Raw genomic sequence first — 26,373 nt, 5'->3', positions numbered from 1 at the left:
CCCATGGACGCCCTGGCGGATCGGCAAGTCGCGGCCTTCCTCGATAACCTGAGGTGCCAGCGCCGCGCCTCGCCGCACACGGTCGAGGGCTATGCCCACGACCTCGCGCGCCTCCGGGAATTCTGCGCGGGCAAGGACATCGCCGACTGGACCCGGTTGGAACCCGCCCAGCTCCGCGAGCATATCGCACTGCGCCACCGCGATAAGATCGCCAGCCGCAGCCTGCAACGGGAACTGTCGGCGATCCGGGGCTTCTTCGCCTTTCTGGTCAAACGCGGCGAAGCCCAACGCAACCCGGCCCAGGGCGTCCGCGCCCCCAAAACCCCCAAGACGCTCCCCAAGCCCTTGGACGTGGACCAACTCGCCGGACTCCTAGACGCGCCCGCCGAGGACGCGCTGGATATCCGCGATCTGGCGATCTGGGAATTGTTCTATTCCTCCGGCCTGCGCCTGTCCGAATTGACCGGGCTGGACTTGTACGATGTAGACCGGCACGCGGGCCAAGTGCTGATCCGGCATGGCAAGGGCGACAAATCGCGGATGGTGCCGGTGGGCGGTCCGGCCCTCGCCGCCCTGGAACGCTGGCTGGACCTCCGCCCCGCCTATGCCGATGCCAAAGCGACCGCCTTGTTCGTCAGCCGGTTGGGGCGGCGCATCTCGGTGCGCACGATCCAGGTCCGCCTGGACCGATGGCAGCTCCGGCAAGGGTTTCCCGAACACCTGCATCCGCACCGCCTGCGCCATTCCTTCGCCAGCCATCTATTGGAAGCCAGCGGCGATTTGCGGGCGGTGCAGGAATTGCTCGGCCACGCCAATCTCGCCACCACCCAGGTCTATACCCACCTCGATTTCCAGCATTTGGCCAAGGTCTACGACAACGCCCACCCCCGCGCCCGCAAGAAAAACCGTGCCAAGGACGGCCAGGGCTAACGGACCCCGCCTGCTTTTAAGCTATAATCGCCGCCTTCGGGAAACCGCAACCAGGACGCCACCATGTCAGCGCCAGCAGAGCATGTCGATCACCAGCCTTCCCCCACCCCTTCCGCCACCCCCGGCACCAAGGGTATCTTCGGCACCAAGAGCTTCCGCGAGCGGGGCACGGCCTGGAAGGTTGGCATCTTTTTCGGCGTGGTGGGTCTCGCCATGCTGGCCATCTCCTGGTATTGGAGCCGCGAACCGGCCCGGTTCGACGTGGTCGAGGTCGCGGCCGAATCGGCCAATATCAAGAATCCCAAGGAACTGCCCCTGGGCTATACCTATGCCACCGCCTTGATCGAGAGCGCCGACACCCTATTGCACAAGCCGGGCGGCTTCCTGACCAACGACGTGTTTCCTCCCAGCGTGATGCTGGACAATATCCCCAATTGGGAACTGGGCGCCCTGATCGCCCTGCGCGACGCCACCACCGCCCTGCGTAACAATATCTCCCGTTCCCAAACCCAATCGCGCGAAGACCCCGACCTCGCCAAGGGCGAACCATTCTTCTATTTCGACCACAAATCCTGGCAATTGCCGTCCTCGGAGTCGGAATACGAAAAAGGCGTGGAAGCCTTGGAAGGCTACCGGGAACGGCTGATGAAACGCGACGCCAATTTCTACGCCCGCGCCGACAACCTGCGCCAATATCTGGAAATCCTGGAAAAACGTATGGGCGACTACTCCAACCGCCTCAGCGCCAGCACCGCCGACGCCCCCGGCACCACCGAGGAACGCCGCCCCGGACTCACCAAGACCCCCTGGCTCAAGATCGACGACGTGTTCTTCGAGGCCCGCGGCTATTCCTGGGTCGCCATGCATGTGCTGAAGGCCATCGAATTCGACTTCCGCGATATCCTGAGCAACAAGACCGCCCTGGTCTCCTTGCAGCAGATCATCCGCGAACTGGAAAACAGCCAAGCCAGCTATCTCAGCCCCGTCATCCTGAACGGCAGCGGTTTCGGCCTGTTCGCCAATTATTCGCTGACCCTGGCGAATTACATCGCCCGCGCCAACGCCGCCACCATCGACCTGCGTAGCCTGCTGCAACAAGGTTGATAGCACCCGGCCCACACGGCGAAGGCACCCCGGAAGGGGTGCCTTTTTTCATGCCCGGCCCCGGATTCCGGCATTCCACGACAATCCCGGTATGCGGCCCCGCGTAAAAAGGCCGTGGTGGCTTCCGGGCCGTGCTTTCCGATCTTTCTGATATACTCAATCCAGAGGATTCCGGGCATAGGCCCGGGTCTTCATGAAAATATTATCCCCCTACCCCGCGGGCACGCCCTGCCATGAAAGCGCGTCATAGCCCACCATCGCAACCCGCCGGGTTGGGTCGGTACCCATCCAGCCCGCGATAATCCACTATCGCGGCCTGTCAAAACCCTCGACCACGCTCCAAACCAAAAGGCTCCCAGCATGTCCGAAGATACCCGAGAACCCAAGCAAGCCCTGCCATCCCAAGAAGAATTGCTGAAGCAGATATTGCAGCAAATCACCACTCTCAACGTACAGCAGAAATATCTGGCCATGGGACCGGAAAAGGTCCATGAATTCCTCTATTCCGACCAGATATTCAAAATGTATCTCCCGTTCGCGAATATCGATTTCATCCAGAACTTCATCCTGATGCGGAATACGTTCTACGAATTCCACCTGCTGCGTAAAGCCCAGGCCATGATCCCGCCTGGGGCCATCATCGCCGATGTCGGCACCAATATCGGCAACCACACGGTCTATTTTTCCAAGGTTTGCCGGGCCGAACGGGTCTATTCCTTCGAACCCTTGCACGAGACCTTCCGCATACTCCAACGCAATATCGCCCTCAACGAGATTACCAACGTCATAGCCACCAACGCGGCCGTCGGGGAACGGCCCTGCCGTACCAACCTCGGCCGATACAACGCGGTCAATACCGGCGCCTCCTCGTTCCAGGTCGGCGACGACGGGGAATACGCGATGACCTCCCTCGACACCATGAACCTGGAACGCCTGGATTTCCTGAAAATGGACGTGGAAGGGGGGCATGTGGCGGCGCTCATGGGGGCCAAGGAAACCTTGGCGCGGTGCCGCCCCATCATCTGGGTCGAACTCAGGAAACCCCTGAACGAATTCCCCTCCGGCGAGGCCGCCATGAACGCGCTGGGCTATCGTTTCGATCAATCCTTGAGCCCGAACGACCATATTTTCCTGCCGGAATAAACCCGGCCAGATCGCGAAGCCCCGCCTTCCCCCCAAGACGGCAGCCGGGCCGCCATCGGCCCGGCCCCCCGTCAAGGCCGGACCCGGAGCCACGCGAAATGTTGCATTGCCCTGGCGATCCCCCCGGAAATCCCAGGGCAGGCCATAATCCCCGTTCTCAGGTTCCCAACATGAGGACGCTTTATGCTCATCGCCAAACCCTATCTCCTCTTCCTGGGCGACGCCCCCGACCCCTTGGCCGCCAAAACCGCCTATGGCGTGGCGCGTTGGCGTCCCGAGGATTGCGTGGGACAGTTCAGGCTGCCGGGCTGCCAAGCCGACACCGGATTGCCGGAAGTTTCGATAGACACGGCGGCCGCGCTCGGAGCGCGAACCCTGATCGTCGGGGTCGCCAACCGGGGCGGCAAGCTGGCGGCGGCGTGGATACCCGAGTTGCTGGCGGCCCTGCAAGCCGGTCTGGACCTCGCCAACGGCCTGCACCAGCGGCTCGCCGATCTCCCGGAACTGGCGGCGACGGCGGACAGCCTGGGCCGCCGCTTGATCGATGTGCGCCACCCCGCCGGAAGCTTCGAGGTCGGCACCGGCCAGAAACGTCCCGGCCAACGCCTACTGACCGTGGGCACCGATTGCTCCACCGGCAAGATGTACACCACCCTGGCCCTGGAACGGGAAATGCGCGGGCGCGGCTTCGACGCCGATTTCCGCGCCACCGGGCAGACCGGCATCCTGATCGCGGGGGCCGGGGTCTGCGTGGACGCGGTGGTGGCGGATTTCATCTCCGGCGCGGTCGAGGCGCTGTGTCCCGCCAATGCGCCGGACCACTGGGACTTGATCGAGGGCCAGGGCTCGCTGTTCCATCCTTCGTTCGCCGGAGTCAGCCTGGGACTGCTGCACGGGGCGCAGCCGGACGCGCTGGTGCTATGCCACGAACCCACCCGCCCGCATCTGCGCGGCGTGCCGGGTTATCCACTGCCGGATTTGGCCGAATGCATCGCCGCCAACGAAGCCGCCGCCCGCCTCACCAACCCCAAGGCCCGCTGCATCGGGGTTTCCATCAACACCGCCCAACTCTCCGCCACCGAGGCCGGGCGATGGCTGGAAGACACCCAGAATCGGCTGGGCCTGCCCTGCGTCGATCCCCTGCGCACCGGGGTCGCCGCCCTGGTGGACCGCATCGCCGGGCTGGGCTGAGCCATGCGCCAAATCACGATCCAGCGCGAAACCTGGCCCTTGCGCGGCGTGTTCCGCATCGCGCGCGGAGGCAATAGCGAAATCACCGTGGTGGTGGTCGAAATCCGCGAAGGCGCGGTCCGGGGCCGGGGCGAATGCCGCCCCTATCCCCGCTATGGCGAGACGCCCGCAGCCGTGATCGGAGCCATCACGGCCCTGGTGCCGGCCTTGGCGGCGGGCTTGGAACGGGAAGAACTCTTGACACGGATACCGCCCGGCGCGGCCCGCAACGCCATCGATTGCGCCCTGTGGGATTTGGCCGCGCAACGGGCGGGCCAACCCGTGTGGCGCCTGGCCGGTTTACCCCCACCCGCACCCTTGACCACGGCCTACACCCTGAGCGTGGACACGCCGGAACAGGTGGCGGCGACGGCCCGCGCCCAGGCCGCGCGGCCCTTGCTCAAGCTAAAGCTGGCGGGCGGGGACGACCTGGAACGGGTGGCGGCGGTACGGACCCACGCTCCTGCCGCCCGCTTGATCGTCGATGCCAACGAAGCCTGGACCCTGGCCGATTATCACCGCTTCATGCCGGAACTAGCACGGCTGGGCGTGGAACTGGTGGAACAGCCCTTCCCCGCCGGAGCCGACGCGGCGCTGGCGGACTTGCCGAGGCCGGTGCCGGTCTGCGCCGACGAATCCTGCCACGACAGCGCCAGCCTCGCCCAGCTACGCGGACGCTACGATGTGCTGAATATCAAGCTGGACAAGACCGGCGGGCTGACCGAAGCCCTAGGGATGCAAGCCCTGGCGCGGGCGGAGGGTTTCAAGATCATGGTCGGCTGCATGGTGGCGACTTCCTTGGCGATGGCCCCGGCCCTGTTATTGGCGCAGGGCGCGGATTATGTGGATTTGGATGGGCCGTTGCTGTTGGCAAAAGACCGGGAACCGGGATTGCGCTACGAAGGCAGCCGGGTATTTCCGGCAGAAGCAGCGGTATGGGGATAACGGATAAACCAAGCCATGGCTAAAACCTTCCGCCTCGACCACCCCAAGCAACGCGCCGACCTCTACATCCAGCTCGCCGCCCTGGAACGGGCCGGCATCGCTCCGATCCAGGCCTTGGCGATGCTCGATCCACCCAAGACGGAAGACTCGGATCAATTGCTCCAACTCCTGCGGTCCCGGCTGGAACGCGGGGCCGATTGGGTAGAAACCGGGCGGCGCTACGGGCTGTTCACCGAATTCGACGCCGCCTTGCTGGGCGCAGCGGCGACGACCGGCAGCCTAGCCCGCACCTATCAGCAGTTGTCCGAGCATTACGACGCCCAGGCGCGGCGACGCGGCCAAATCCGGGCACGGCTGGCTTTGCCGGTCGCGGTGCTGGTGTTGGCAGGTTTGATCCAACCCGTGCCGGAACTGGTGTTGGGGCGGGTCGATGGCCTGGGCTATCTCAAACTGGCCTTGCTGCCCTTGTTGCCGATGGGCCTGGGCGCTTATGCCCTGTTCAGACTCCCGGCTTGGTTCCGGGGCGGGGCTTTGTCGCCGTTCCGGGCCGGATTCGACGCACTGCTACTACGCCTGCCCACGCTGGGCCGCTACCAGATGCGGCGCAATCTGCGGGATTTCTGGTCCAGCCTGGCCTTGCTGCTGGAAGCGGGCGTGCCGATGCTGGACGCCTTCCCCAAGGCGCTGGGCACGGTCGATAACCTCGTCCTCCGCGCCCAACTGGCCCCCGCCGAACGCGCATTGAAACGCGGCGGCGACCTCGCCTCGGCCCTCCGCGCCCTGCCCTGGCCGGGACCGCCGGAAGCCCTGTCCTTCGTCGCCACCGGCGAGGCCAGCGGCGAACTCCCCGCCTTGTTGCGCCGCTACGCCGGACAGGAAGCCGAGCGCATCGCCCGCTTCGACGATGCCCTGGCCGAATGGCTGCCGCGTCTGGTCTATGGCGCGGTCCTCGCCCTGATGGCCGCGTCCATCCTGGGGAGCGGCGCGTTCATGCCCAGCGCCGCCCTTTCCGCCCTTTGATTTCCAGCCGTTCCGGTCCCCGCTGGGTATCGGCGATTCCGGCTATAATGCCCGGCTTCGTTCAACCACCCGCAAGCTTCAAGGGGCCAGCGTGAACACCCAAAAATACGATGTATCCACTTTCCAGGGCTTGATCCTGGCGCTCCAGGATTACTGGGCCGCGCAGGGTTGCGTGATCCTCCAGCCGCTCGACCTCGAAGTCGGCGCGGGCACCTTCCATCCCGCGACCTTCCTGCGCTCCATCGGTCCCGAGCCTTGGAACACCGCCTATGTCCAGCCTTCGCGCCGCCCCACCGACGGGCGCTACGGCGAGAACCCCAACCGGCTCCAGCATTATTACCAGTTCCAGGTCATCATGAAGCCGTCCCCGGCCCATTTCCAGGAACTCTACCTGGGTTCGCTGGCCTTTCTGGGTTTCGACCTGTTGGAACACGATGTGCGCTTCGTCGAGGACAACTGGGAATCGCCGACCCTGGGCGCGTGGGGCTTGGGCTGGGAAGTCTGGTTGAACGGCATGGAAGTGACCCAGTTCACCTATTTCCAGCAGGTCGGCGGCATCGATTGCCGCCCCGTCAGCGGCGAAATCACCTATGGGCTCGAACGCATCGCCATGTACCTGCAAGGCGTGTCCAGCGTGTTCGATCTGATTTGGGCGCGGGGACCGCAGGGCGAGGTGACCTATGGCGATGTCTACCACCAGAACGAGGTGGAGATGTCGGCCTTCAATTTCGAACACGCCGACACCGGCTTCCATTTCGACGCCTTCGACACCTACGAGCGCGAATGCAAGAAACTGATCGCGCTCGACCTGCCCCTGCCCGCCTATGAAATGGTGCTGAAAGCCTCCCACGCCTTCAACCTGCTGGACGCCCGCCGCGCCATTTCCGTGACCGAGCGCCAGCGCTTCATCCTCCGGGTGCGCGATCTGGCCAAGGCCGTGGCCGAAGCCTATTACCAACGCCGGGAGAAACTCGGCTTCCCGCTGCTGAACGCTAGGAGCGCCAAAGATGACTGAGACCCGCGATTTGCTGTTTGAATTGGGCACCGAGGAATTGCCGCCCAAATCCCTGTCGACCCTGAGCCTGGCCCTGAAAGCCAATGTCGAGGCCGGTTTGAACAAGGCGGGCCTGGGCTATGGCGAAGTGCTACCCTACGCCACGCCGCGCCGCTTGGCCCTCGTCATCCACGGTTTGAGCGTGGCCCAGCCCGACCGCGAGGAAGAACGCCGCGGCCCCGCCCTGAACGCCGCCTATCAAGCCGACGGCTCACCCAGCAAAGCCTTGCAAGGCTTCCTGAAAAGCTGCGGCGCGACTCCCGAGCAACTCATCACCCTCCGCACCGACAAGGGCGAATGGGTGGCCTTCCGCCAAACCGTGCAAGGCGGCTACACCGCCGATTTGATTCCCGATATCCTGCGGCAAGCCCTGGCCGGTTTGCCCATCGCCAAGCGGATGCGCTGGGGCAACGGCAGCGCCGAATTCGTGAGGCCGGCGCATTGGGCCGTGCTGCTGTTCGGGCGGGAAATCATCGACACCGAAATCCTGGGCGTCCGCACCGGACGCGAAAGCCGGGGCCACCGTTTCCATCATCCTTCGCGCCTGATCCTGGAAAAACCCGCCGACTACGCCGACACCCTGCTGGACCCCGGCCATGTGGTCGCCGAATTCGCCGCCCGCAAGCAGAAAATCCAGGCGTTGGCGGAGGAAGCCGCCGCCAGGGTCGGTGGCAAGGCCCATATCGAGCCGGATTTGCTGGACGAGGTCGCCGCCCTGGTGGAATGGCCGGTGCCGGTGCTGGGCGGTTTCGACGCCCGCTATCTGGCCCTGCCGCCGGAAGTCCTCATCACCACCATGCAGGCCAACCAGAAATATTTCCCGGTCAAGGACAAGCACGGCGGTTTGCTGCCCTATTTCATCACCTTCGCCAATGTGGCCAGCACCGCGCTGGATACGGTCAGGGCCGGTAACGAGCGCGTGGTGCGCCCACGTTTATCGGACGCCGAATTCTTCTGGAACCAGGACCGCAAACGCTCCCTGGAAAGCCGCGCCGAAGAACTGGCCCAGATCACCTTCCAGAAAACCCTGGGCTCGATGCTGGCCAAAACCCAAAGGGTGCGATCCCTGGCCGCCTATATCGCCGGTAAGCTCGACAGCGAAACCGCCTGGGTGGAACGCGCCGCCCTGCTCGCCAAGGCCGATTTGCTGACCAGCATGGTCGGCGAATTCCCGGAACTGCAAGGCACCATGGGCCGCTACTACGCCCTGGCCGAAGGCGAACCCGAGGACATCGCCAATGCCATCGAGGAGCAATATTTGCCCAAGGTGTCGGGTGGTCCCCTGCCCGAGAGCCGCACCGGCCTGATGCTGGCCCTGGCCGAGAAGATCGACACCTTGACCGGCATTTTCAGCGCCGGGCTGATTCCGACCGGCGACAAAGACCCCTACGCCCTGCGCCGCGCCGCCCTGGGCGCGATCCGCATCCTGATCGAGGCCAAGCTGGATTTGGATGTGCCGGATTTGCTGGATTTCGCGCTGGATCAATTCACCCACGACTTCGAGACCGAAAAAGCACGGGAGAACGTCCACGGCTTCATGATCGAGCGTTTGCGCGGCTATTTCCTGGACCGGGGCATCAAGCACGACGAATTCGAGGCGGTGCTGGCGGTATGGCCGTCGAGCTTGTTGGATTTCGAGCGACGCTTGCAGGCCGTGCGCGAATTCCGCCGCCTGCCGGAAGCCGAGAGCCTCGCCGCCGCCAACAAGCGTATCCGCAACATCCTCAGGAAGGCCGAGGAAGAAACCGCCGCCAGCGTGGACGACCACGCCTTGGCCGAACCCGCCGAGAAGCGCCTGTTGGAAGCCGCCCGCCTCGCCAAGGAAGATGTGCTGCCACTGCTGCGCGGACGCGACTACACCGGGGCGCTACGGCGGCTGGCCCAATTGCGGGAAACGGTGGATGCTTTCTTCGATGGCGTGATGGTGATGGCGGAAGACACCGAGTTGCGGCGGAACCGTTTGGGGTTGCTGGGTATCGTCGAGGGTTTATTCTTGAATATCGCGGATATCTCTAAATTACAGGGATAAGCTGCGAAAACCATGCTGCCTTTCGAATACCTCATCGAAAAGCGTCCTGTTTCTTTACAGACCAGGAATAGGGAAAACCTCCAAGCTTGGAAAACTTTCGTGCGCTGCGAAGTCGCCAAGGCTTGGAGGGACAAGCCCCCGCTCGCAGCGATGGCTTTAAGGTTCACGCTGGTTTATCTATGCGATGACTCGCCCGCCGATACCGATAACATCATCAAGCCCATCCAAGACGCTTTGGTGGGCTTGGTATTCAAAGATGATAATTTGATTTCCGATGTGGACAGCCATCGCCGCTTTATCAGCGAAGGAATCGACATTAGCGTCTTGCCACCGTTATTGCAGCGGGGTGTCGCGAGCGGCATGGAGTGCGTTTATATCAAAGTCAGCCTTGCCCAACCGTTGGAGATTTATCTATGAATACCACTGCGCAAGCCTTCCATCATGAGTATGAACAAATCCGGTCCCTAGCGGAACAGTATACTGAGGCGGGCTTCCAAGTATCGATTGAACCCGATACCGGCGCGATTCCCTTCGATCTTGGCGATTATCGACCGGATTTTATCGCTGTCAAAGGCGGGACCGGGATTATCGTCGAAGTCAAGCCGAGTTCGGCCCGGATTTCCGTGGAAAGATTCCACGCCTTGGCCGAAGAAGTGGCTAGGCATCCTGGCTGGCGCTTTGTATTGGTCACGCCCGACGATGTGGAATCGGATTCCGTGCCGGGATTGGCGGCGGATTTACCCGCTTGGCAGAAACTTATCGAAGGTGTTGGCCGATCCCGGCATTTGATCGATGCCGGGGAGTACGAACCCGCTTTGTTATATCTGTGGGGTATTTTCGAGGGGGGTTTGCGTAAACGCGCCATGGAGGCGGCCATCCCCGTGGAAAGGTTTCCGGTGCGGCGGGCGGTTGACCATATGTATTCGCTGGGGGAAATCTCGGTGAAGGATTATGACTTGGTTTTGGCCGCGCTTGCGGCCCGGAACCGGCTGAGCCATGGCGCTATCGCCGGATCGGATAACCAAATAGTCCACGCACGGCTTGCGGAGGATTTCGGCCTTCTGGTTTCCAGGTTATTGGAAACCTGGCGGCAACCGGCGCATTGAAACCGCCCTCGACTATCCCCACCCCAGCGCCAACCTATCCCTTCACATTCCCGGCATGAAGCCCACATTCCTTCTTGCCGGCGTCCTCCCACCACCAACGCCCCTCGCGTTCGTGCTGATTCGGCAAGATCGGGCGGGTGCAGGGTTCGCAGCCGATGCTGACATAGCCCCGGCGGTGCAGTTCGTTGAGCGGGACGTCGTGGGCCTCGATGTAATCCCAGACCTGGGACGAGGACCAATTCGCCAGCGGGTTGAACTTGACCAGCCGCCGTTCCGGCCCCGAGAAGGCGGCGTCGATCTCCACCTCGGCCAATTCCTGGCGGGTTTGGTTCTGGTCGCGGCGCTGGCCGGTGACCCAGGCATCCAGGGTTTCCAGTTTGCGGCGCAACGGGGCGACCTTGCGGATGCCACAGCATTCGTGGTGGCCGTCCTTATAGAAACTGAACAGCCCCTTGTCCTTGACCATCTGCCAGAGGGCTTGGCAATCGGGGAACAGCACCTCCAAGCGGAGGCTGGGATAGCGCTCGCGGACGGCTTCGATGAGGCGGTAGGTTTCGGGGTGGAGACGGCCCGTGTCCAGGGTGAACACGGCGATGTCGGGCCTGATCTTATGGGCCATATCGACCAGCACCACATCCTCGGCACCACTGAAGGACACGGCGATGTTGTCGAACAAGGCGAGCGCGGTCTTGAGGATGGTGCGGGGATTTTTGCCGACCAGGTCGGCGTGGAGGCTGGCGATGTCGGAAGTCTCGAAGCTCATGGGCATCAATGGGCGGGATTGCAAAGGAGGCTTACCTTACCATAAGCCAGGAAGCGGAGAAATTCGTTTATGCGCTATGGATATTCGACGCTCATCCATATCGGGCAGTTCAAGGTGCGGAATATCTAAGGTTATTTGCGTACGCAAGTGGCAACCGCCCGCCACAAGCCGTCGCCAGCGCTGGGCGTAGCGCCCCAGGTGCCTTCAAATCGATTGACCGTCTTGGCATTGCCGATGGTTTCGTCGGTATAATTGCCTTTCCAAAAGTATTGCTTCCCATTCAACTCGCCGCTGTGGTAAACCTGGGTTAATTTGCATGTATGGTCATTGCAATTGCCATCCAGCAACGATCTGCCATAGCGATCCGTATATTCACCATTGATTTCCCATCCGGCTCCGGCTTTGCTTTTCCAAAATACATTCCAAGTAAACTTGCCTTTATTATTACTGCCGAATGTTGACCAACTGCCATCATAATCGCAAACCCATATTTCAGCCCGTACCGGAAGCGCCAGCATCAAGCCCAACAGCATTGTTATATTTGCCAATTTTTTTCGCATAATGATTTCCCTCATCGATCATATAATCGTAACTTATTTATATTGCCCAACTTGTGACCAGGCGTTATCACAGCGCGCAACACCATCGAGCTTAGCACAAGTCTTAATACCAGCCCTTTCAAAGTGACTACTTCTTACCCGTAAGCAATTGATAAGTCGAGACATGGGGCTGTTTTGGATCGTAAGGCGGCTTGGATTTTGGCTGTTTGGGGCCCCTCGAATGCTTCCTCAGGGCGCGGAGATTGACGTTGCGGGCGGTTTCGCGCAGCCAGGCGGCGAATTCGGGCGGGGCGCAGGCGGCGACGAACCGCCAATCCAAGCCTTCGCCCAGTTGGATGAGCGCGAGGAAGGTGGCGGCGATCTCGTGGGCGATATAATACCCGGAGATATCCTTGGACACGGGTTTTTGATGGGCGCAGTCCAGCGCCGAGATCATCACCGAGGAAATGTTATAGGCCACCAGGGCCAGGGCGAATCCGAACAGGGCGGCCTTGGGATAGGCCAGGGTTTCGATCTCGGAATTGAAATGTCTTTCGACGTGTTGGAACGCGGTTTCCAGGGTCCACCTTCGGCGGTAAAGGTCGGCGATGGTGGTGGCGGGAATGTCGGCGGGCAGATCGGTGATCATATCGATGAATAGGTCGCCATCGCGGGTGGGTTTTTCAAGTTCGACGCGCACCAGGCGATACCCCCTCCCGGCCACCGTCACCGGCTTTTCCAGTATCCGCCGCCCTTGGCTTTCCTCGACGGGGGAAAACAGGGTCTCTTCGGTGAGGGGCAGGTTCCGGTGCAGGCGTATCAAGGCATAGGCCCCGTGGTGGCGGAGCTGGTTGAGAAAGCCCTCCGTGCAGAAGTTGCGGTCGGCGATCCACAGTTCCCCGGCCCGGATGGCGCGGGCCACGGCGCCGAGCAGGCGGCGTTCCTGGGCGTGGCCGTCCTCGCAGGGGAACACGTCCCGCATCAGGCGGCGCTCCGGGTCGAACACCACCAGCGACTTGCCCGGCAATGCGCCGCCGCCGACCTCCCGGTGGACCGCGAGGCGCTTCTCGCTCGCCGCCAGGCAGTTGCCATCGAGGACGCGGACCGGGTATCCCGGCAACCAGGGGTCGGGGATGAAACCCAAGGCATCGAGAATATCCGACAAGTCTTCCGAGGTATCGCGCAACAAGGCCTGGGATACGGGCAATTCCACGCCCTTGAGTTTCTCGTACAGCGCGGATACCGTCACCCCCAGGGGTTCCGGGTGTTTTTGATAAGCCGCGTTGATCGAGGGATGGACCTTGAGGACCACGCTCAGCATGAGGTCGCATACCGTCGAGAACAGGATTTCGCGGGTGTATTGTTCTTTCGCGTTCTCCAGGAAAATCCGGTCCAGCCTCTCCGCCGAAAAACAGCGTTCGAGCAGGCCGTACAACAGGCACGACAGGGGCATTTTCTGGCGGAATAGCTCTAGCATGGCTCTCGACTCGCAGTAGGGGTATTTATGAATTGGATAAGGTTATTGATCATTCCAGTTTGAAAGGGCTGGTCTTAATACCCACCAGGCTTGCCAAGCTGGTTCCATGCCTTGGCCCGCGTAGGGAAGAGTGACGTATTCCGCCGAAGTACCGGCCATTTCGCCCTACGGGCTACGGGCCAAATTGGTTGCCCGCTGTTTTTGGCTTTGCTTATTTTTCTAAAAAAGCCTATTCTGCGAAGGGGATATGGGTTTTCCATGTCTCCTTATTTTTCAAGGAACCCCACATGAAATTCAAAACCGCGATCAGGTTGTTATTGGTCTCCCTGCTGGCCTCTGCCAGCGCCGTCCACGCGGCGGGCGGCCCAATGAACGAAGACCTGTCGGCCATCGCCCCCTACGCCCAGAAAGCACTGGACGCGGGCAAGCAAGGCGATTCCGCCGCGTTCGTCAAAGCCAGCCAAGACGCCTTGATCCAGGCCCAATCCAAGCCTTTTTCCGCCGCCACCCAAAGGATGGTGAGACAGTTGAAATCCGCCGTCACTTTGGGCAAGGAAGGCAAGGTCGACGAGGGTATGAAGGCGGTCGAGGAAGCCATGACCGATATGAAGAAGATCGGCGGCTAACCGGTTATCTCAGAACCTCCGCTGGGCGGGAATCCGGCGTTAGCCAGTGGATATAAAAAAGCGCGTGTGGCTTTGGACCATACGCGCTTTTTTGTGTCTAATACGTGGAAATTGGGTAGCGGGTGTATCCACCACGGGCTAAAAATCCATCTGTTTCCTGATCTCCAGCGCTGCCGCCTGCCAAGCCTTATCGTCGCCATTATAATTTTCAGGATTCTCCTCCAGAATGACCAAAGTGCTGAGCCTTTCCGAAGAATGACTAATACTCAGCACCAGCTTCTTACCACTCTCGACCTGTTCCTTATAAATGGATTGTATATAGTAAATCCTGAAATCCAGCTCTGGATATTTATCCGATAACAGACTTTCCAGCATAAATATATTATCATCCTCAATAATAGATTCCACCATACTTTTTCCCGGGCCTTTTTGATCTGGTTTTGTATATAACCCAGAGCCTATCCACCTGATAAATACCATCCTACGGTTTTCCTGGCATAGACCGTCGAACTTGGTATAGGTGTGCCGGAACCTGCCGATGGCGTTCAGGTATATCTCGCTATTCAACAATTCAGCACTTGGGTTTGGATTATGAGCCAGTAGCCCCTTACGGAAGGGTCGCAGTTTTTCTTTGGCCAAGGCATGGGCAAATTGCAGGCCGGAATAGTCGCATACCACCTTATGAGCCGGCAGGAATTTTATATATTGCGGAAGCAGCACCCGCTCCGGAGCGAACCCCCCAGAGAATACTGTTTTAAGAGAATGAAATGGGGTGACCGTCCAATCAAAGGGACCGCTTTGGAAATGCTCGGGAAATAGACGCCGCATCTGATAAGCCGGGCGGCAAGCCGCCCCCAATGAATAACAGTGATGGGTTTCATATTATAGGAGATCGCCTGCGTACAGGAAGGAATAGCATAACATGTGAATCCACTGGATATGGAACCACAACCACAGATGGAATAGGCCGGGATACCGCCTATTCCACCCAACGAGATTATAGCTTACTGACAAGCCTCACAAGTAGGATCATCCAACGAACACACCTTGCCCCCTTCCACCGGCTTGATATCCTCCGCCGCCGCGTCCAGCACCAGCCCCTTCACCGCGTTCAGCTTGCCGTCGAACGCCGTGCTTTTCTCGACATGGGTCGCGCCCAGTGTCCTGAGGTAATACGTGGTCTTGAGGCCGCGAATCCAGGCCAGTTTATACAGGTTATCCAGCTTCTTGCCGGAAGGCTCGGCCATGTACAGGTTCAAGGATTGCGCCTGGTCGATCCACTTCTGCCGCCGCGAACCGGCCTCGATCAACCAACGGGCGTCCAACTCGAACGCGGTCGCGTACATCCGCTTCACCGCCTCCGGCACCCGCTCGATCTTCTGCACGCTGCCGTCGTAATACTTCAAGTCGTTAATCATCACCGCATCCCACAGGCCGTGCTTTTTCAACTCGGCCACCAAATACGGATTGACCACGGTAAATTCCCCCGACAAATTCGATTTCACGAATAGGTTTTGATAGGTCGGCTCGATGGACTGCGATACTCCGCAGATATTGGAAATCGTGGCCGTCGGCGCGATGGCCATGGTATTACTGTTCCGCATACCCACCGTCTTGACCCGCTCGCGCAGCGCCGCCCAATCCAGCGTGGACGAGCGATCCATTTGCAGATAGCCACCCCGCGCCTCTTCCACCAACGCGATGGAATCGATGGGCAGGATGCCTTTGCTCCACAAGGAACCTTCGAAGCTGCAATAACGGCCCCGCTCCTCGGCCAGATCGGTGGAGGCTTTGATGGCATGGTAACTCACCCGTTCCATACTGCGGTCGGCGAATTCCACGGCTTCCGGCGAGGCGTAGGCGATGCCGAGCTTATACAGCGCATCCTGGAAACCCATGATCCCCAAGCCCACCGGGCGGTGGCGCAGGTTGGAGCGGCGGGCTTGCGGCACGCTGTAATAGTTGACGTCGATGACGTTATCGAGCATCCGCATGGCGGTGGAAATGGTTCGTTCCAGCTTGGCGGCGTCGAGGGCACCGTCGGCGGTGATATGCGCGGCCAGATTCACCGAACCCAGGTTGCAGACGGCGATTTCGCTGTCATTGGTGTGCAGGGTGATTTCGGTGCAAAGATTGGAGCTATGCACCGCCCCGGTATGGCGGTTGGTATACCGCAAATTGCACGGGTCTTTGAACGTGACCCAAGGATGCCCCGTCTCGAACAGCATCGACAGCATCTTGCGCCACAACTGCGCGGCGGGTAGGCGCTTGAAGAGGGAAATTTCGCCCCGGTCCACCTTGGCCTCGTATTCGGTATAGCGCCGCTCGAATTCCGCGCCGGTCAGGTCGTGGAGGTCCGGGGTATCGCTGGGGCTGAACAAGGTCCATTGGCCTTCCTCGGCCACCCGCTTCATGAACAAGTCCGGCACCCAGTTGGCGGTGTTCATGTCGTGGGTACGGCGGCGGTCGTCGCCGGTGTTCTTGCGGAGGTCGAGGAATTCTTCGATATCGAGGTGCCAGGTTTCGAGATAGGCACAGACCGCGCCCAACCGCTTCCCGCCTTGGTTGACCGCCACGGCGGTATCGTTCGCCACTTTCAAGAACGGCACCACGCCCTGCGATTTCCCATTCGTGCCCTTGATATGCGCCCCCAAGCCCCGCACGCGGGTCCAGTCGTTGCCCAAACCGCCGGCGTATTTGGACAGCAAGGCATTGTCCTTGATGGCCCCATAGATGCCTTCCAGATCGTCCGGCACCGTGGTCAGGTAGCAGGACGACAACTGCGGGCGCAGCGTGCCCGAGTTGAACAGGGTCGGCGTCGAACTCATGAAATCGAAGCTCGACAACAGGCCGTAGAATTCGATGGCCTTGGCCTCGCGGTCGATCTCATTCAGGGCCAAGCCCATGGCGACACGCATGAAAAAGGCTTGCGGCAACTCGAACCGGATATTCCCGTGATGGATGAAATAACGGTCGTACAGGGTTTGCAGCCCGAGGTAGTTGAACAGCAGGTCGCGTTCCGGCTGGAGCGCCGCGCCCAGGCGCTTGAGGTCGTAGCGGGTCAATTCCGGCGACAGCAGTTCCAGTTCCGCGCCGCGCTTGATGAAGTCGGCGAAATATTCCGGGTAGCGTTCCGCCATCTCATCCTGGGTGGCTTCGGACGCGCCCTGGTCCAGGAAGCCCAAAGCCTCGCGGCGCAAGGTGTCGAGCAACAGCCGCGCCGTGACCTGGGAATAATTCGGCTCCTGCTCGATGCGGGTCCGCGCCGCCATCAACAAAGCCGCGGCCACGTCTTTTTCCGGCACGCCGTCGAACAGGTTGCGGCGGGTCTCCTCCAGGATCCACGCGCCATCGACATCGGCCAATCCACGGCAGGCTTCATCGACGATACGGCCCAAGCGCACGCCATCCAGCGGTTTCTGGCTGCCATCGGCCAGGGTGACGCGCAGCGCATCCTCGGCGGGCGGCTGCGCGTTGGACTGCTCGGCGCGGAGCCGGGCGTGTTCCTCGCGGTACAGCACATAGGCGCGGGCCACCTTGTGATGCTCGCCACGCATCAGGGCCAGTTCGACCTGGTCCTGGATGTCCTCGATATGGAGGGTGCCACCGGACGGATGGCGCCGCGACAAGGCGGCGGCCACCTGGGCGGTGAGGTCCTCCACCACTTCGTGGATGCGGCGGCTGGCGGCAGCGCTACCGCCCTCGACCGCGAGGAAAGCCTTGGTGATGGCGACGCCGATCTTGCCGGCGTCGAATTGGGTCACTTTGCCGTTGCGGCGGATGACGCGCAGCGCACCGGGGTCGGTGGCTTGGAGTTCAGGGTGGATGGCTGGGGCTTCGGGCGGGAGGGCATGGGCGGACGGGGGATTCAGGCGGGTTTCGGGCTGCATGGACGACTCCTGGGTCTTATTGAGGGTCGCCACTATAGAGTGTGGTAAAACCTAGAGTCAAGCACCATATCCTGTGGTCTATTGCGCGAAAAAATCCATATCCGACCCATCCCCCGGCAGTCGGCGGCGTCCGGGGGATCATCGAGCTGATCCCCCGGATCGATACCCAGGCAGCGGCAGCGGGGCTTAGTTCTGGGTGTAGATGGGCACCAAATCGATATCGATGCGCCGGTTCTCGGCCCGCCCCGACGCGGTGCTGTTATCGCCTTCGGGCTGGTACTGGCCATGGCCGGCCGCCGTCATCCGGCTGGGATCGATGCCCTTGCGTTGCAGGTATTCGACCACGCCGGCGGCACGGGCGGAGGAGAGTTCCCAATTGGTTTTGTACTTGCCCTTGAGGTGATGGCCGACGGGCACATCGTCGGTATAGCCTTCGACTTCGATGCGATGGTCGGTGGCCTGCTGGAGGGTGGGGGCCAACTTGTCGAGCAAGGCCCGCCCTTCCCGGCTGAGATCGGCCCGGCCGGAAGGATAGAGGATGCTGTCCTCGATGGTGATCCGCAGCCGGTCCTTGAGTTGCTGTATTTGCACCTGCTCCGACTGTAGCTCCGATTCGAGCTGTTGGTTCAACTGGTGTTCGCGGTCGTAGGTTTGTTGCATCACGCAAGCGCCGAGGAATAGGGACGCAAGCAATACGGCTGGCAAACGCATAGGGTGGCTCCTGTGTCAGTAGTGATTGGGCCGGAAGGCCATTGGAGCCTCCGCCATTCCCCGCCGGACGCGGGCATGCGCCTTCGGAGCGGCAGAGGCCGCGTTATGTTATCGTTGCGACGGATAAAAGTCGGCCAGTGGGCGGAAATGGGGGTCCGCGAACCGCCCGCGACGGGACCGGCGGAATCCATCGCCGACCACCCCGCCCCATCGAAAAATATAAACAAGGCTTCCACGCGGGTTTTCCACACCGCCCCCCGTCACCACCCCCCGGAATGGAAGCCACGACAACAATAAGAAATACCGCTATGCAAACCCTGAGCGAATGGACCCACGATTGGATTAAGAAAGTGCTGCCCAATACCCAGGCGATTTCACTCGCGCTACTGCTGGCCCTGGGCTTCGGGCTGGTGATCGGGCTGGGCAAGATGCTGATGCCGGTGTTCGCCGCCGGCGTGATCGCCTATCTCCTGGAAGGCATCGTCAAGGCGGGCGAGCGCCGCAAGCTGCCGCGGCTGGCCGCCGTGCTGGTGGTCTACCTGCTGTTCCTGGCCTTCGTGCTGTTCCTGCTGGTGGCGCTGCTGCCCCTGCTCTACCAGCAAAGCATGCAATTCATCACCCAGCTACCGGCCTGGGCCAACAGCGCCCAAACCTTGATCATGGAATTGCCGCAACGCTATCCCGGCTTCATCACCGAGACGCAACTGGTCGAGATTACCGCCACCATGCGCAAGGATTTACTGAGTTGGGGCCAATCGATGCTGACCTACTCCTATTCCTCCCTGGTCAGCATCATCACCTTGATCGTCTACCTGATCCTGATGCCGTTCCTGGTGTTCTTCTTCCTCAAGGACAAGGAGCGCATCCTGGCCTGGTTCATCCAATACCTGCCCAGGGACCGCCACCTATCGGGCAAGGTCTGGGACGAGGTGGACATGCAGATCGGGAACTATGTGCGCGGCAAGTTCATCGAGGTGTTGGCGCTGTTGATCGCGAGCCTCGCCACCTTCGCCCTGATGGGGCTGAACTATCCGCTGTTGCTGGCGGTGTTGATCGGACTGTCGGCCATCATCCCCTATGTGGGCGCGACCCTGGTGACTTTCCCGGTGGTGATCGTGGCCTTCTTCCAATGGGGCATGGGCGACGAATTCTGGTATTTGATCCTGGCCTATTCCATCATCCAGGCCTTGGACGCGGTGGTGTTGATCCCTTTGCTGTTCTCGGAAGTGGTGAACCTGCATCCGGTGGCGATCATCGTCGCCATCCTGTTTTTCGGGGGGATTTGGGGATTCTGGGGGGTGTTCTTCGCGATTCCCCTGGCGACCCTGGTCAAGGCCGTGCTGAACGCCTGGCCACGGTTGGGGGAAGAGGAGAACGGGGAGGCCCCTGAGATTCCAGCGGCGATGTTGAAGGGGCCGGATGCCTGGATGGGGCGGCAGCAGTATTGAGGCGGGGATTATCGAACTCGGCGGCGGAGACTTTGCGCCGGGGCGCTCCCAGTCCTCCCCGCCAAATCCGACGGCTACGCGATAGCTCGACCCTGGCGAACATCAAACCCCTGAAACCGCCCAAGTGATCCCCGTCCACGGACCTCCGGGGCGCGAAGCTCCGGGGGCCGTCAAACCGCCAAACCGACCGCGGTTTCCACTCGCCCGATCCCCAAACCATGGAAATCCAAACCGTATTTCATTTGCGGGCCGCTTTACCCACCAGATAAACCTCCGGGCTCCGGTCCCGCGAAGCCTTGGGCTTCCTGACCGTGACCTTGGCGAACACCTCCCGCGCCGCCTTGACATAGGCGTCGAAATCCGGCCCCTGGAACAGCTTCACCACGAAACCGCCGCCGGGTTTCAGGGTTTCGCGGGCGGTGTCGAGCGCCAATTCTGCCAGGACCATGGAGCGGGCTTGATCGACCGCGTTGACGCCGGTGGTGTTCGGAGCCATGTCGGACAACACCAGGTCGGCCAACTGCCCCGAGAGTTCAGCCCGCAGTTGTTCCAACACCGCCTCCTCGCGGAAATCGCCCTGGATGAACACCACCCCCGGCATCGCTTCCACGGGCAGGAGGTCGAGGGCTATAATTTTGCCGCTTTTGCCGATCCGCTCCGCCGCGTACTGCGACCAGCCGCCGGGGGCCGCGCCCAGGTCGATCACCGCCATGCCGGGCTTGAACAAGCGCTCCCGCTCGTCCAATTCCTTCAGCTTGAACACCGCCCGCGACCGATAACCCTGGGCCTGGGCCAGCTTCACATATTCGTCGGAAAAATGCTCGGACAACCAGCGTCCGCTGCTACGGCTACGCGCCATGGCGGCACCTGCCATCGTTTGAATCGTACATCGAGGATCACAACTTGAAATCGGATTTGAAAAAATTCCTGAAAGCCAAGGCCCACGCCCTGAAACCCGTGGTCATCACCGGCCACAACGGCATCACCCCGCCGGTGCTGAATGAAATCAACCTGGCCCTGGACCACCACGAACTCATCAAGGTGCGGGTCAATGCCGCCGACCGGGAAGAGCGGCAAATCATGGTGTCGGGGATATTGGAACAAACCGGCGCGACCTTGATCCAGGCCGTCGGCCATGTGATCGTGCTGTACCGGAAGAATCCCGCCAAGCCCTGAGGCACCGCCCCCGAGCCGTCATGGGCCGTGGAACCGGCCCAGTTCCTCCTGCAACGCCAAGCGGGTCGCGGCGTACAGTTCCTGGAACCGCGACAACACCGCGTCGGAAGCTTCCCACCGGCCCGCGCGGGCGTCGTTTTCCACCGCCAGGCAGATTTCGGCCAATTGTACCGCCCCCACCTGGGCACTGGTGGATTTGAGGTTATGCGCCGCAAACCGGACCGCTTCGGTATCGCCCGCCGCCCAGCCCCGTTCCAAGTCGCGCAGGAGGGTCTGCGAATTCTCCAGATAAAGCGCGACGATCCGACGGACGAAACGCTCCCCCCCGCTAGACCGCATCCCCCGCAACCTGAGCAAAGCCGCCGCATCCACCAAACCCAAGCCGTCACTCCGCGCCTCAGCGACCGCCGGGCTTTCCACCGGAAGATGCCTTTCCGACGACGGGGATGGTGGAATCCACTTTTCGAGCATCCGGTACAAGCCTTCCGTCGTGAACGGCTTGGCCAGATAGTCGTCCATACCCATGGCGAGGCAATGTTCACGGTCGCCCTCGACCGCGTTCGCCGTGATCGCGACGACCGGAAAGCCCGGTAGACGGCCCTCGGCCTGGCGGCGGCGGATTTCCATGGTCGCGGCGTAGCCGTCCATTTCGGGCATCATGCAATCCATCAAGACCACGTCGTAAACGCCCCGTTCGAGCGCGGCGAGAGCCTCCAGGCCGTTGCCGGCCACATCGACCGCGCAGCCGAACTTTTCCAGCATGGTCAAGGCGACCTCCTTGTTGATCTGGTTGTCCTCGGCCAACAGGACACGGGCATCGAGCCGCGGCAGCGGCACCGTCCGGTATTCCGGCACCTTGCGGACCGACCGGGGCGAGGTGGCCGGTTCGGTCGCGAGCGCCTGGACCAGGCTAAGGCGCAGGCCGCCCTTGCGGATGGGCTTGCAAAGATAGGCGGCAAAGCCGATCCGGCGCGCTTCCGCCGCCTCCCCTTGGCGCGTGGCCGAACTCAGCATCACCAGCGGCAGCGCGGCCAGGGCCGGATAGGCCTTGATATAGCGCCCCAGTTCGAGGCCGTTCATCTTCGGCATGACCATATCGACCACGGCCAGGTCGAAGGGATGCCCGGTTGCGGCGGCCTCCTGCAAAAGATCGATGGCCTGGAAACCGTCGGCGGCCAAACCCGCCTCCATGCCCCAGGATTCGACATAGCGCTTGAGGATATCCCGGTGGGTCGCGTTGTCCTCGGCGATCAACACCCGCCGCCCCTGCAATTCCATGGGCTGGGCCGGGACGCCCGCCCCGGCGGGCTCGGCGCGGACCAAGGGCACGCTGAACCCAAAGGCGGCACCCCGCCCCAGGCGGCTCTCGACCTCAAGCCCCCCGCCCATGAGTTCCACCAATTGCTTGCATATGGTGAGCCCCAGCCCCGTGCCACCATACCGCCGCGTGGTGGAACCATCCGCCTGGGTGAACGCCTGGAACAAGCGCGGCAGCACGTCCTCGGCGATCCCGACCCCCGTGTCGCTCACCACGAAACGGACCGGCAACAAATCGGCACCGGCCCGTCCCTCGGCCTTCCCACCGGATGCGGCCACCCCGCCTCCCGCCACAACGCCCGGCCCGTCCGCGCAAGCCGCCTCGATGACCACTTCGCCACGCTCGGTGAATTTCAAGGCGTTGCCGATCAGGTTGCTGAGCACCTGCCGCAACCGGGTGGGATCGCCCACCATCCGCTCGGGCAGGTCCGGGGAAATCCGGCAGATCAGTTCCAGCGACTTGTTCTCGGCGCGTTCGGCGAACAGCTCGGCCACCTCTTCGACCAGGCCGGGCAGGTCGAAGACCACCCGTTCCAGTTCCAAGCGGCCCGCCTCGATCTTGGAGAAGTCGAGGATGTCGTTGATGATGGACAACAAGCTTTCGCCGGATTTATGGATGATCTCCGCGTTGCGCCGCTGGGTCTCGGTCAACTCGGTATCGAGCAGGAGTTCGGTCATACCCAGGATGCCATTCATCGGCGTGCGGATTTCATGGCTCATATTGGCCAGGAACTGGGATTTGGCGATATTGGCGGCTTCCGCCGCCTCCTTGGCGATCCGCAGGTCGGCGGTGCGGTTATCCACTTCCCGCTCCAGGTTGGCACGGTGGGCGGCCAACAACTGGTCGCGCTCCTGGATTTGATCCAGCATCCGGTTGAAGTCCTCGACCAATATCCCCAGTTCGTCTTCGCCCTGCTTCGGCACCCGTAGCGAATACTCGCAAGTCAAGGTGATGTTGCGGGTGGTTTCCACCAAACGGTCGATGGGTTCGGTGATCTGCCGCCGCAGCCGGAAAATCAAGGCCAAGGCCGTGCCGAAGGAACCCGCCGTGGCCAGGGCCAACACCCCCAATTGCTGGACCAGGCTGAGCCACATGTCCACCAAGCTGGCGCGGACCCGGATCGAGCCGATCACCTCGCCCCCCAGGGTGATCTGCCGCTCCAGGTCCAACTCCGGCGACAGCCAGCCGCCACTGAGCGGCTCCAGTGCGTCCAGGACGGCGGCGACCGTGACGACGGCCTGCCCCGCCGCCGCCGGGGCGTGGTCGTAGCGGGCGAATTCCCGGCCCTCGCGGTCCAGTATCCACGCACTCACGATATTGGGCTTGGCGCTCAGGGCGCGCAAGGTCTCGGCCGCGCCATGGGAATCCTGGAACGACAGCACCGCCTGGCTATTGGCGGCGATCACCTCGGCCAGGGTCGTGACTTCCTGGCGGGTGGCCTGCCGCTCGCGCTGCACCACGATGACCGCGAAGGTGAAGAACACCAAGGTCAAAGCGATGGCCGTGGACAAGACCACGATGCTCCGGATTTTCGCGGCGATGGAGACGGATCGGGTCATGCTCAACACTCTCCCATGACATAACGTATGCGCTTGGGCCACCGGGCCGATTAGCACGGCGGCCGAATATCGTCCGGCCCCATCGGGACCGGCAGCGGAGGCGGGGACCGGCCCGGATTCAGCCGGATAGTTCGCGTCCGCACGGAGGATGTCCCCCGGTTTAGAACCGCCACTCCATTTGCAAATAAACGCTCCTGGGAACCTGGGTCGGCTCCGGCCCGAATCCTTCCTGGATGAATTCGACATGGCGGTTTTCGAGCAGATTCTGCCCCACCAAGGCCAGCTCCACCGCCTTCCAGGGTTTCCACGCCAAGCGGGCGTCCAAGGTGGCATAGGCATCGACCGGCTGGGCCATGCGGAGGTCGGGGAAGCCCGCGGTGATCCGGTCGACATAGCGGAACCAGAAATCGAGCGAAACCCCGCGCGGCAAAGCCACGCCGGAGCGCAGCGTCAGCTGCTGTTGCGGGCTGCTCCGGGCTATCGCGGGCGGGCCATAGGGATCGGCACCGTGCAGGTTCAACTTGAGGAGGGTATATCCGAGTTGCACTTGCCAAAAATCCAGGGGCTTCCAGTCCAACGCCAATTCCGCGCCGTAGGATTCGCCCCCGTATTGGTTGGCGAAGATTTCTTCATTGTCGATGACACCCCTGGCGAAATCCGGCGTGATGCGGGTGGTGGTGGAGCGGAGCCGGTCATAGTTGTTGTAGAACAGCGCCAAGTCGGCGGTGAACGCCGGACTGGGCAGGAAACGATAACCCAGTTCATAGGCCATCAACACCTCGGCCTGCATATGCTGATTGCCCAGCGTCCGCACCACGATGGGCAAACCGAAGGTTTCCGGCACGCCCGGTTCCACCAGGATCGTGATCCTCCCGTCGTTCTCGGCCCGCGTGGGAATCCTGACCGCGCGCGAAACCGCCCCCCACAGGGTATGCTGGTCGTTGGGGGTCCAGGCCAAGCGGATATTCGGCTGGCCCTCGAAGCCGGTGAATTCGTTATGCTCGAACTTGGAGCCGAAGGTCAGCTTGAGTTCGCGCCCGGCCAGGGCGATCTCGTCCTGGACGAAAGCGCTGAAGAGTTGGCGGTCCTGGCTGGGGGAGCCGAAGACCACCGGGAACCGGTCCGAGAAATGGTCATGGTTCAGGCGGTAACCCAATCCCCACACCACATCGTGCCCCGCCGCCGGAACGAAGCGATGTTGCAATTCGAGATCGTACATATCCCGCTGCTGCACCACATAGCTTTCGTTGCGGTAGGCGTGGTCGTAATAAGCCTGGACGGTGAGTTCGGAGTCCGGTCCCAACGGCTTACGCCAGCGCCCCAAGAGGTTGAACCCGGATATCCTCCCATAGTCCTGCCCATAGACCATCCTGGGGGGGGCCAGGCCGGGCTGGGAGATGCGCTGATCGACATTCCCGGCGTAGGCGTCCCCTTGCAGGGTGGCACCGCCGCCGTCCTCGGATTTGCGGTCCACGCGGAACCCGGCCTGCCCGCGGTTCCATTGGTCGCCGCTATCGGTCCCCTCGATGGTGGTGAAGCTGGCGCGGTTGAAACCCTTGCCATAGACCCGGCCATAGGTTCCCTCGCCCAATTTGCCCCCGTAGCGGACCGCGCCGAAGCCCTGCTCGATGGAACCCCCGCCCAGGCTGAGCAAGCCGCCCTGGGTGTCCCCGGCCTCCTTGGTCATGATGTTGATGACGCCGTTCACGGCGTTCGCGCCCCACAAAGTCGCCCCCGGTCCCCGAATCACCTCGATGCGCTCGACATCCTCCAGCATCACATCCTGCATATCCCAATAAACCCCTGAAAATGAAGGGGAATAGACCGTCCGGCCATCGACCAGCACCAGCAGCTTGTTGGCGAAATGCCCGTTGAAACCACGGGCGGAGACCGCCCATTTGTTGGAATCGATGCGGGCCACCTCCAAACCAGGCACCATCCGCAGGATGTCCGGCAGGCTGGTCGCGCCACTGCGGCGGATATCGTCCTGGCGCACCACGAAAATGGCGGCGGGGGACTGGGATTGGCGCTGGGGTTTTTTGCCGACGCTGGTGACTTCGAGCTTTATCAACTGTTCCAAGCTCATGTCCAAAAGCTCGCTGGTCTCCACCGCGGACGAGGTTCCACCCGACAACATCAGCGCGAAGGGCAGCGCAGAAACCAGCATCCTCTTGCAGGTCAATTTCATATCGCCCCAGAACTCCCCCATCCCCCGGCGGATAGGCGGTGCGCCTCCCGCCCGCGGAAGCGATTGCCTGGGATATGAACCCAGGCACGGCTTTTTCCGCACCAGGGCGGCGAAGCC

22 protein-coding genes are annotated in these 26,373 nt (G+C 61.9%); 13 read left to right on the top strand and 9 right to left on the bottom strand.

All coding sequences use genetic code 11. The features are described 5' to 3' along the window. The first annotated feature begins 3 nt into the window (after positions 1–3). From xerC to B9N93_RS10515, 10 genes are all read left to right on the top strand, one after another. Complete coding sequence (xerC, locus tag B9N93_RS10560) at positions 4–930, top strand: tyrosine recombinase XerC (RefSeq protein ID WP_085213415.1); 927 nt, start codon at positions 4–6, stop codon at positions 928–930. Between the two features lie 63 nt (positions 931–993). After that, positions 994–2,034, top strand: coding sequence for a DUF2333 family protein (locus B9N93_RS10555; protein ID WP_085213413.1), 1,041 nt, complete (start codon positions 994–996; stop codon positions 2,032–2,034). Positions 2,035–2,394: 360 nt separating this feature from the next. Next, the gene (locus tag B9N93_RS10550; RefSeq protein WP_085213411.1) at positions 2,395–3,177 is read left to right on the top strand and encodes an FkbM family methyltransferase; all 783 of its coding nucleotides are present in this window, start codon (positions 2,395–2,397) and stop codon (positions 3,175–3,177) included. A 183-nt stretch (positions 3,178–3,360) separates the two neighbouring features. Then, the gene (gene dgcN, locus B9N93_RS10545) at positions 3,361–4,368 is read left to right on the top strand and encodes an N-acetyltransferase DgcN (protein ID WP_085213410.1); all 1,008 of its coding nucleotides are present in this window, start codon (positions 3,361–3,363) and stop codon (positions 4,366–4,368) included. Between the two features lie 3 nt (positions 4,369–4,371). Continuing rightward, positions 4,372–5,352: an N-acetyl-D-Glu racemase DgcA gene (gene dgcA / locus B9N93_RS10540; RefSeq protein WP_085213408.1), complete on the top strand. Its 981-nt coding sequence runs from the start codon at positions 4,372–4,374 to the stop codon at positions 5,350–5,352. A 15-nt stretch (positions 5,353–5,367) separates the two neighbouring features. Next, a complete protein-coding gene (locus B9N93_RS10535; protein WP_085213406.1) occupies positions 5,368–6,372 on the top strand; it encodes a type II secretion system F family protein in 1,005 nt (334 codons plus the stop codon). A gap of 91 nt (positions 6,373–6,463) precedes the next feature. Beyond that, positions 6,464–7,387: a glycine--tRNA ligase subunit alpha gene (gene glyQ / locus B9N93_RS10530; protein WP_085213404.1), complete on the top strand. Its 924-nt coding sequence runs from the start codon at positions 6,464–6,466 to the stop codon at positions 7,385–7,387. Beyond that, positions 7,380–9,455 carry a glycine--tRNA ligase subunit beta gene (gene glyS, locus B9N93_RS10525; RefSeq protein WP_085213403.1) on the top strand — a complete coding sequence of 692 codons (2,076 nt, stop codon included), beginning with the start codon at positions 7,380–7,382 and terminating at the stop codon, positions 9,453–9,455. Before glyQ ends, glyS begins: the two co-directional genes overlap by 8 nt. A 12-nt stretch (positions 9,456–9,467) precedes the next feature. Next, entirely contained in the window at positions 9,468–9,872 is a 405-nt protein-coding gene (locus B9N93_RS10520; protein ID WP_085213401.1) for a RusA family crossover junction endodeoxyribonuclease, read from the top strand. Continuing rightward, positions 9,869–10,561, top strand: coding sequence for a hypothetical protein (locus tag B9N93_RS10515; protein ID WP_085213399.1), 693 nt, complete (start codon positions 9,869–9,871; stop codon positions 10,559–10,561). The genes B9N93_RS10520 and B9N93_RS10515 overlap by 4 nt, the downstream gene beginning before the upstream one ends. Positions 10,562–10,595: 34 nt before the next feature. Here the strand turns inward: B9N93_RS10515 and B9N93_RS10510 are convergent, their stop codons facing one another. The 3 genes from B9N93_RS10510 to B9N93_RS10500 form a co-directional block, all read right to left on the bottom strand. Next, on the bottom strand, positions 10,596–11,324 hold the full coding sequence (locus tag B9N93_RS10510) for a phosphoadenylyl-sulfate reductase (protein ID WP_217807351.1): 729 nt from the start codon (positions 11,322–11,324) through the stop codon (positions 10,596–10,598). A 131-nt stretch (positions 11,325–11,455) separates the two neighbouring features. Next, the gene (locus tag B9N93_RS10505) at positions 11,456–11,884 is read right to left on the bottom strand and encodes a hypothetical protein (RefSeq protein ID WP_125468933.1); all 429 of its coding nucleotides are present in this window, start codon (positions 11,882–11,884) and stop codon (positions 11,456–11,458) included. Positions 11,885–12,011: 127 nt separating this feature from the next. Next, a complete protein-coding gene (locus B9N93_RS10500; RefSeq protein ID WP_085213393.1) occupies positions 12,012–13,340 on the bottom strand; it encodes a transposase in 1,329 nt (442 codons plus the stop codon). A 287-nt stretch (positions 13,341–13,627) separates the two neighbouring features. Here B9N93_RS10500 and B9N93_RS10495 point away from each other — a divergent pair, with 287 nt between their 5' ends. Beyond that, positions 13,628–13,966, top strand: a complete 339-nt coding sequence (locus B9N93_RS10495; RefSeq protein WP_085213392.1) for a small metal-binding protein SmbP — start codon at positions 13,628–13,630, stop codon at positions 13,964–13,966. A gap of 138 nt (positions 13,967–14,104) precedes the next feature. Here B9N93_RS10495 and B9N93_RS24650 read toward each other — a convergent pair whose 3' ends face one another. From B9N93_RS24650 to B9N93_RS10480, 3 genes are all read right to left on the bottom strand, one after another. Next, positions 14,105–14,824 (bottom strand): hypothetical protein, encoded by a 720-nt coding sequence (locus tag B9N93_RS24650; RefSeq protein ID WP_254899374.1) that lies wholly within the window; start codon positions 14,822–14,824, stop codon positions 14,105–14,107. A 146-nt stretch (positions 14,825–14,970) separates the two neighbouring features. Beyond that, on the bottom strand, positions 14,971–17,856 hold the full coding sequence (locus B9N93_RS10485) for a ribonucleoside-diphosphate reductase subunit alpha (protein ID WP_085213388.1): 2,886 nt from the start codon (positions 17,854–17,856) through the stop codon (positions 14,971–14,973). Positions 17,857–18,042: 186 nt separating this feature from the next. Continuing rightward, positions 18,043–18,567, bottom strand: coding sequence for an OmpA/MotB family protein (locus B9N93_RS10480; protein WP_085213386.1), 525 nt, complete (start codon positions 18,565–18,567; stop codon positions 18,043–18,045). A gap of 308 nt (positions 18,568–18,875) precedes the next feature. Between B9N93_RS10480 and B9N93_RS10475 the strand changes: the two genes are divergently transcribed. After that, positions 18,876–20,015 (top strand): AI-2E family transporter, encoded by a 1,140-nt coding sequence (locus B9N93_RS10475; protein WP_085213384.1) that lies wholly within the window; start codon positions 18,876–18,878, stop codon positions 20,013–20,015. Positions 20,016–20,253: 238 nt separating this feature from the next. Here the strand turns inward: B9N93_RS10475 and rlmE are convergent, their stop codons facing one another. Beyond that, on the bottom strand, positions 20,254–20,874 hold the full coding sequence (gene rlmE / locus B9N93_RS10470) for a 23S rRNA (uridine(2552)-2'-O)-methyltransferase RlmE (RefSeq protein ID WP_085216235.1): 621 nt from the start codon (positions 20,872–20,874) through the stop codon (positions 20,254–20,256). Between the two features lie 44 nt (positions 20,875–20,918). On the opposite strand from rlmE, the gene yhbY reads away from it, so the two are divergent. Beyond that, positions 20,919–21,191 carry a ribosome assembly RNA-binding protein YhbY gene (yhbY, locus tag B9N93_RS10465; protein ID WP_125468931.1) on the top strand — a complete coding sequence of 91 codons (273 nt, stop codon included), beginning with the start codon at positions 20,919–20,921 and terminating at the stop codon, positions 21,189–21,191. Positions 21,192–21,209: 18 nt separating this feature from the next. Here the strand turns inward: yhbY and B9N93_RS10460 are convergent, their stop codons facing one another. Further along, positions 21,210–24,068 carry a response regulator gene (locus B9N93_RS10460; protein ID WP_176225219.1) on the bottom strand — a complete coding sequence of 953 codons (2,859 nt, stop codon included), beginning with the start codon at positions 24,066–24,068 and terminating at the stop codon, positions 21,210–21,212. A gap of 160 nt (positions 24,069–24,228) precedes the next feature. Further along, complete coding sequence (locus tag B9N93_RS10455) at positions 24,229–26,256, bottom strand: TOL_0244 family TonB-dependent receptor (protein WP_176225218.1); 2,028 nt, start codon at positions 26,254–26,256, stop codon at positions 24,229–24,231. Between the last annotated feature and the right edge of the window lie 117 nt (positions 26,257–26,373).

Source organism: Methylomagnum ishizawai, from assembly GCF_900155475.1.
Taxonomy (GTDB): domain Bacteria; phylum Pseudomonadota; class Gammaproteobacteria; order Methylococcales; family Methylococcaceae; genus Methylomagnum; species Methylomagnum ishizawai_A.
The sequence above is the reverse complement of the archived record's forward strand: the minus strand, read 5'-3'. Positions and strand labels throughout refer to the sequence as shown.

Bases quoted from the DNA above. Each gene is read 5' to 3' on its own strand.
- B9N93_RS10535 (WP_085213406.1), top strand. From the start codon at position 5,368: ATGGCTAAAACCTTCCGCCTCGACCACCCCAAGCAACGCGCCGACCTC.
- rlmE (WP_085216235.1), bottom strand. From the start codon at position 20,874: ATGGCGCGTAGCCGTAGCAGCGGACGCTGGTTGTCCGAGCATTTTTCC.
- B9N93_RS10520 (WP_085213401.1), top strand. From the start codon at position 9,468: ATGCTGCCTTTCGAATACCTCATCGAAAAGCGTCCTGTTTCTTTACAG.
- dgcN (WP_085213410.1), top strand. From the start codon at position 3,361: ATGCTCATCGCCAAACCCTATCTCCTCTTCCTGGGCGACGCCCCCGAC.
- B9N93_RS10455 (WP_176225218.1), bottom strand. From the start codon at position 26,256: ATGAAATTGACCTGCAAGAGGATGCTGGTTTCTGCGCTGCCCTTCGCG.
- B9N93_RS10485 (WP_085213388.1), bottom strand. From the start codon at position 17,856: ATGCAGCCCGAAACCCGCCTGAATCCCCCGTCCGCCCATGCCCTCCCG.
- B9N93_RS10480 (WP_085213386.1), bottom strand. From the start codon at position 18,567: ATGCGTTTGCCAGCCGTATTGCTTGCGTCCCTATTCCTCGGCGCTTGC.
- B9N93_RS10460 (WP_176225219.1), bottom strand. From the start codon at position 24,068: ATGACCCGATCCGTCTCCATCGCCGCGAAAATCCGGAGCATCGTGGTC.
- dgcA (WP_085213408.1), top strand. From the start codon at position 4,372: ATGCGCCAAATCACGATCCAGCGCGAAACCTGGCCCTTGCGCGGCGTG.
- B9N93_RS10555 (WP_085213413.1), top strand. From the start codon at position 994: ATGTCAGCGCCAGCAGAGCATGTCGATCACCAGCCTTCCCCCACCCCT.
- xerC (WP_085213415.1), top strand. From the start codon at position 4: ATGGACGCCCTGGCGGATCGGCAAGTCGCGGCCTTCCTCGATAACCTG.
- glyS (WP_085213403.1), top strand. From the start codon at position 7,380: ATGACTGAGACCCGCGATTTGCTGTTTGAATTGGGCACCGAGGAATTG.
- B9N93_RS10550 (WP_085213411.1), top strand. From the start codon at position 2,395: ATGTCCGAAGATACCCGAGAACCCAAGCAAGCCCTGCCATCCCAAGAA.
- B9N93_RS10505 (WP_125468933.1), bottom strand. From the start codon at position 11,884: ATGCGAAAAAAATTGGCAAATATAACAATGCTGTTGGGCTTGATGCTG.
- B9N93_RS10495 (WP_085213392.1), top strand. From the start codon at position 13,628: ATGAAATTCAAAACCGCGATCAGGTTGTTATTGGTCTCCCTGCTGGCC.
- B9N93_RS10510 (WP_217807351.1), bottom strand. From the start codon at position 11,324: ATGAGCTTCGAGACTTCCGACATCGCCAGCCTCCACGCCGACCTGGTC.
- B9N93_RS10500 (WP_085213393.1), bottom strand. From the start codon at position 13,340: ATGCTAGAGCTATTCCGCCAGAAAATGCCCCTGTCGTGCCTGTTGTAC.
- B9N93_RS10475 (WP_085213384.1), top strand. From the start codon at position 18,876: ATGCAAACCCTGAGCGAATGGACCCACGATTGGATTAAGAAAGTGCTG.
- B9N93_RS10515 (WP_085213399.1), top strand. From the start codon at position 9,869: ATGAATACCACTGCGCAAGCCTTCCATCATGAGTATGAACAAATCCGG.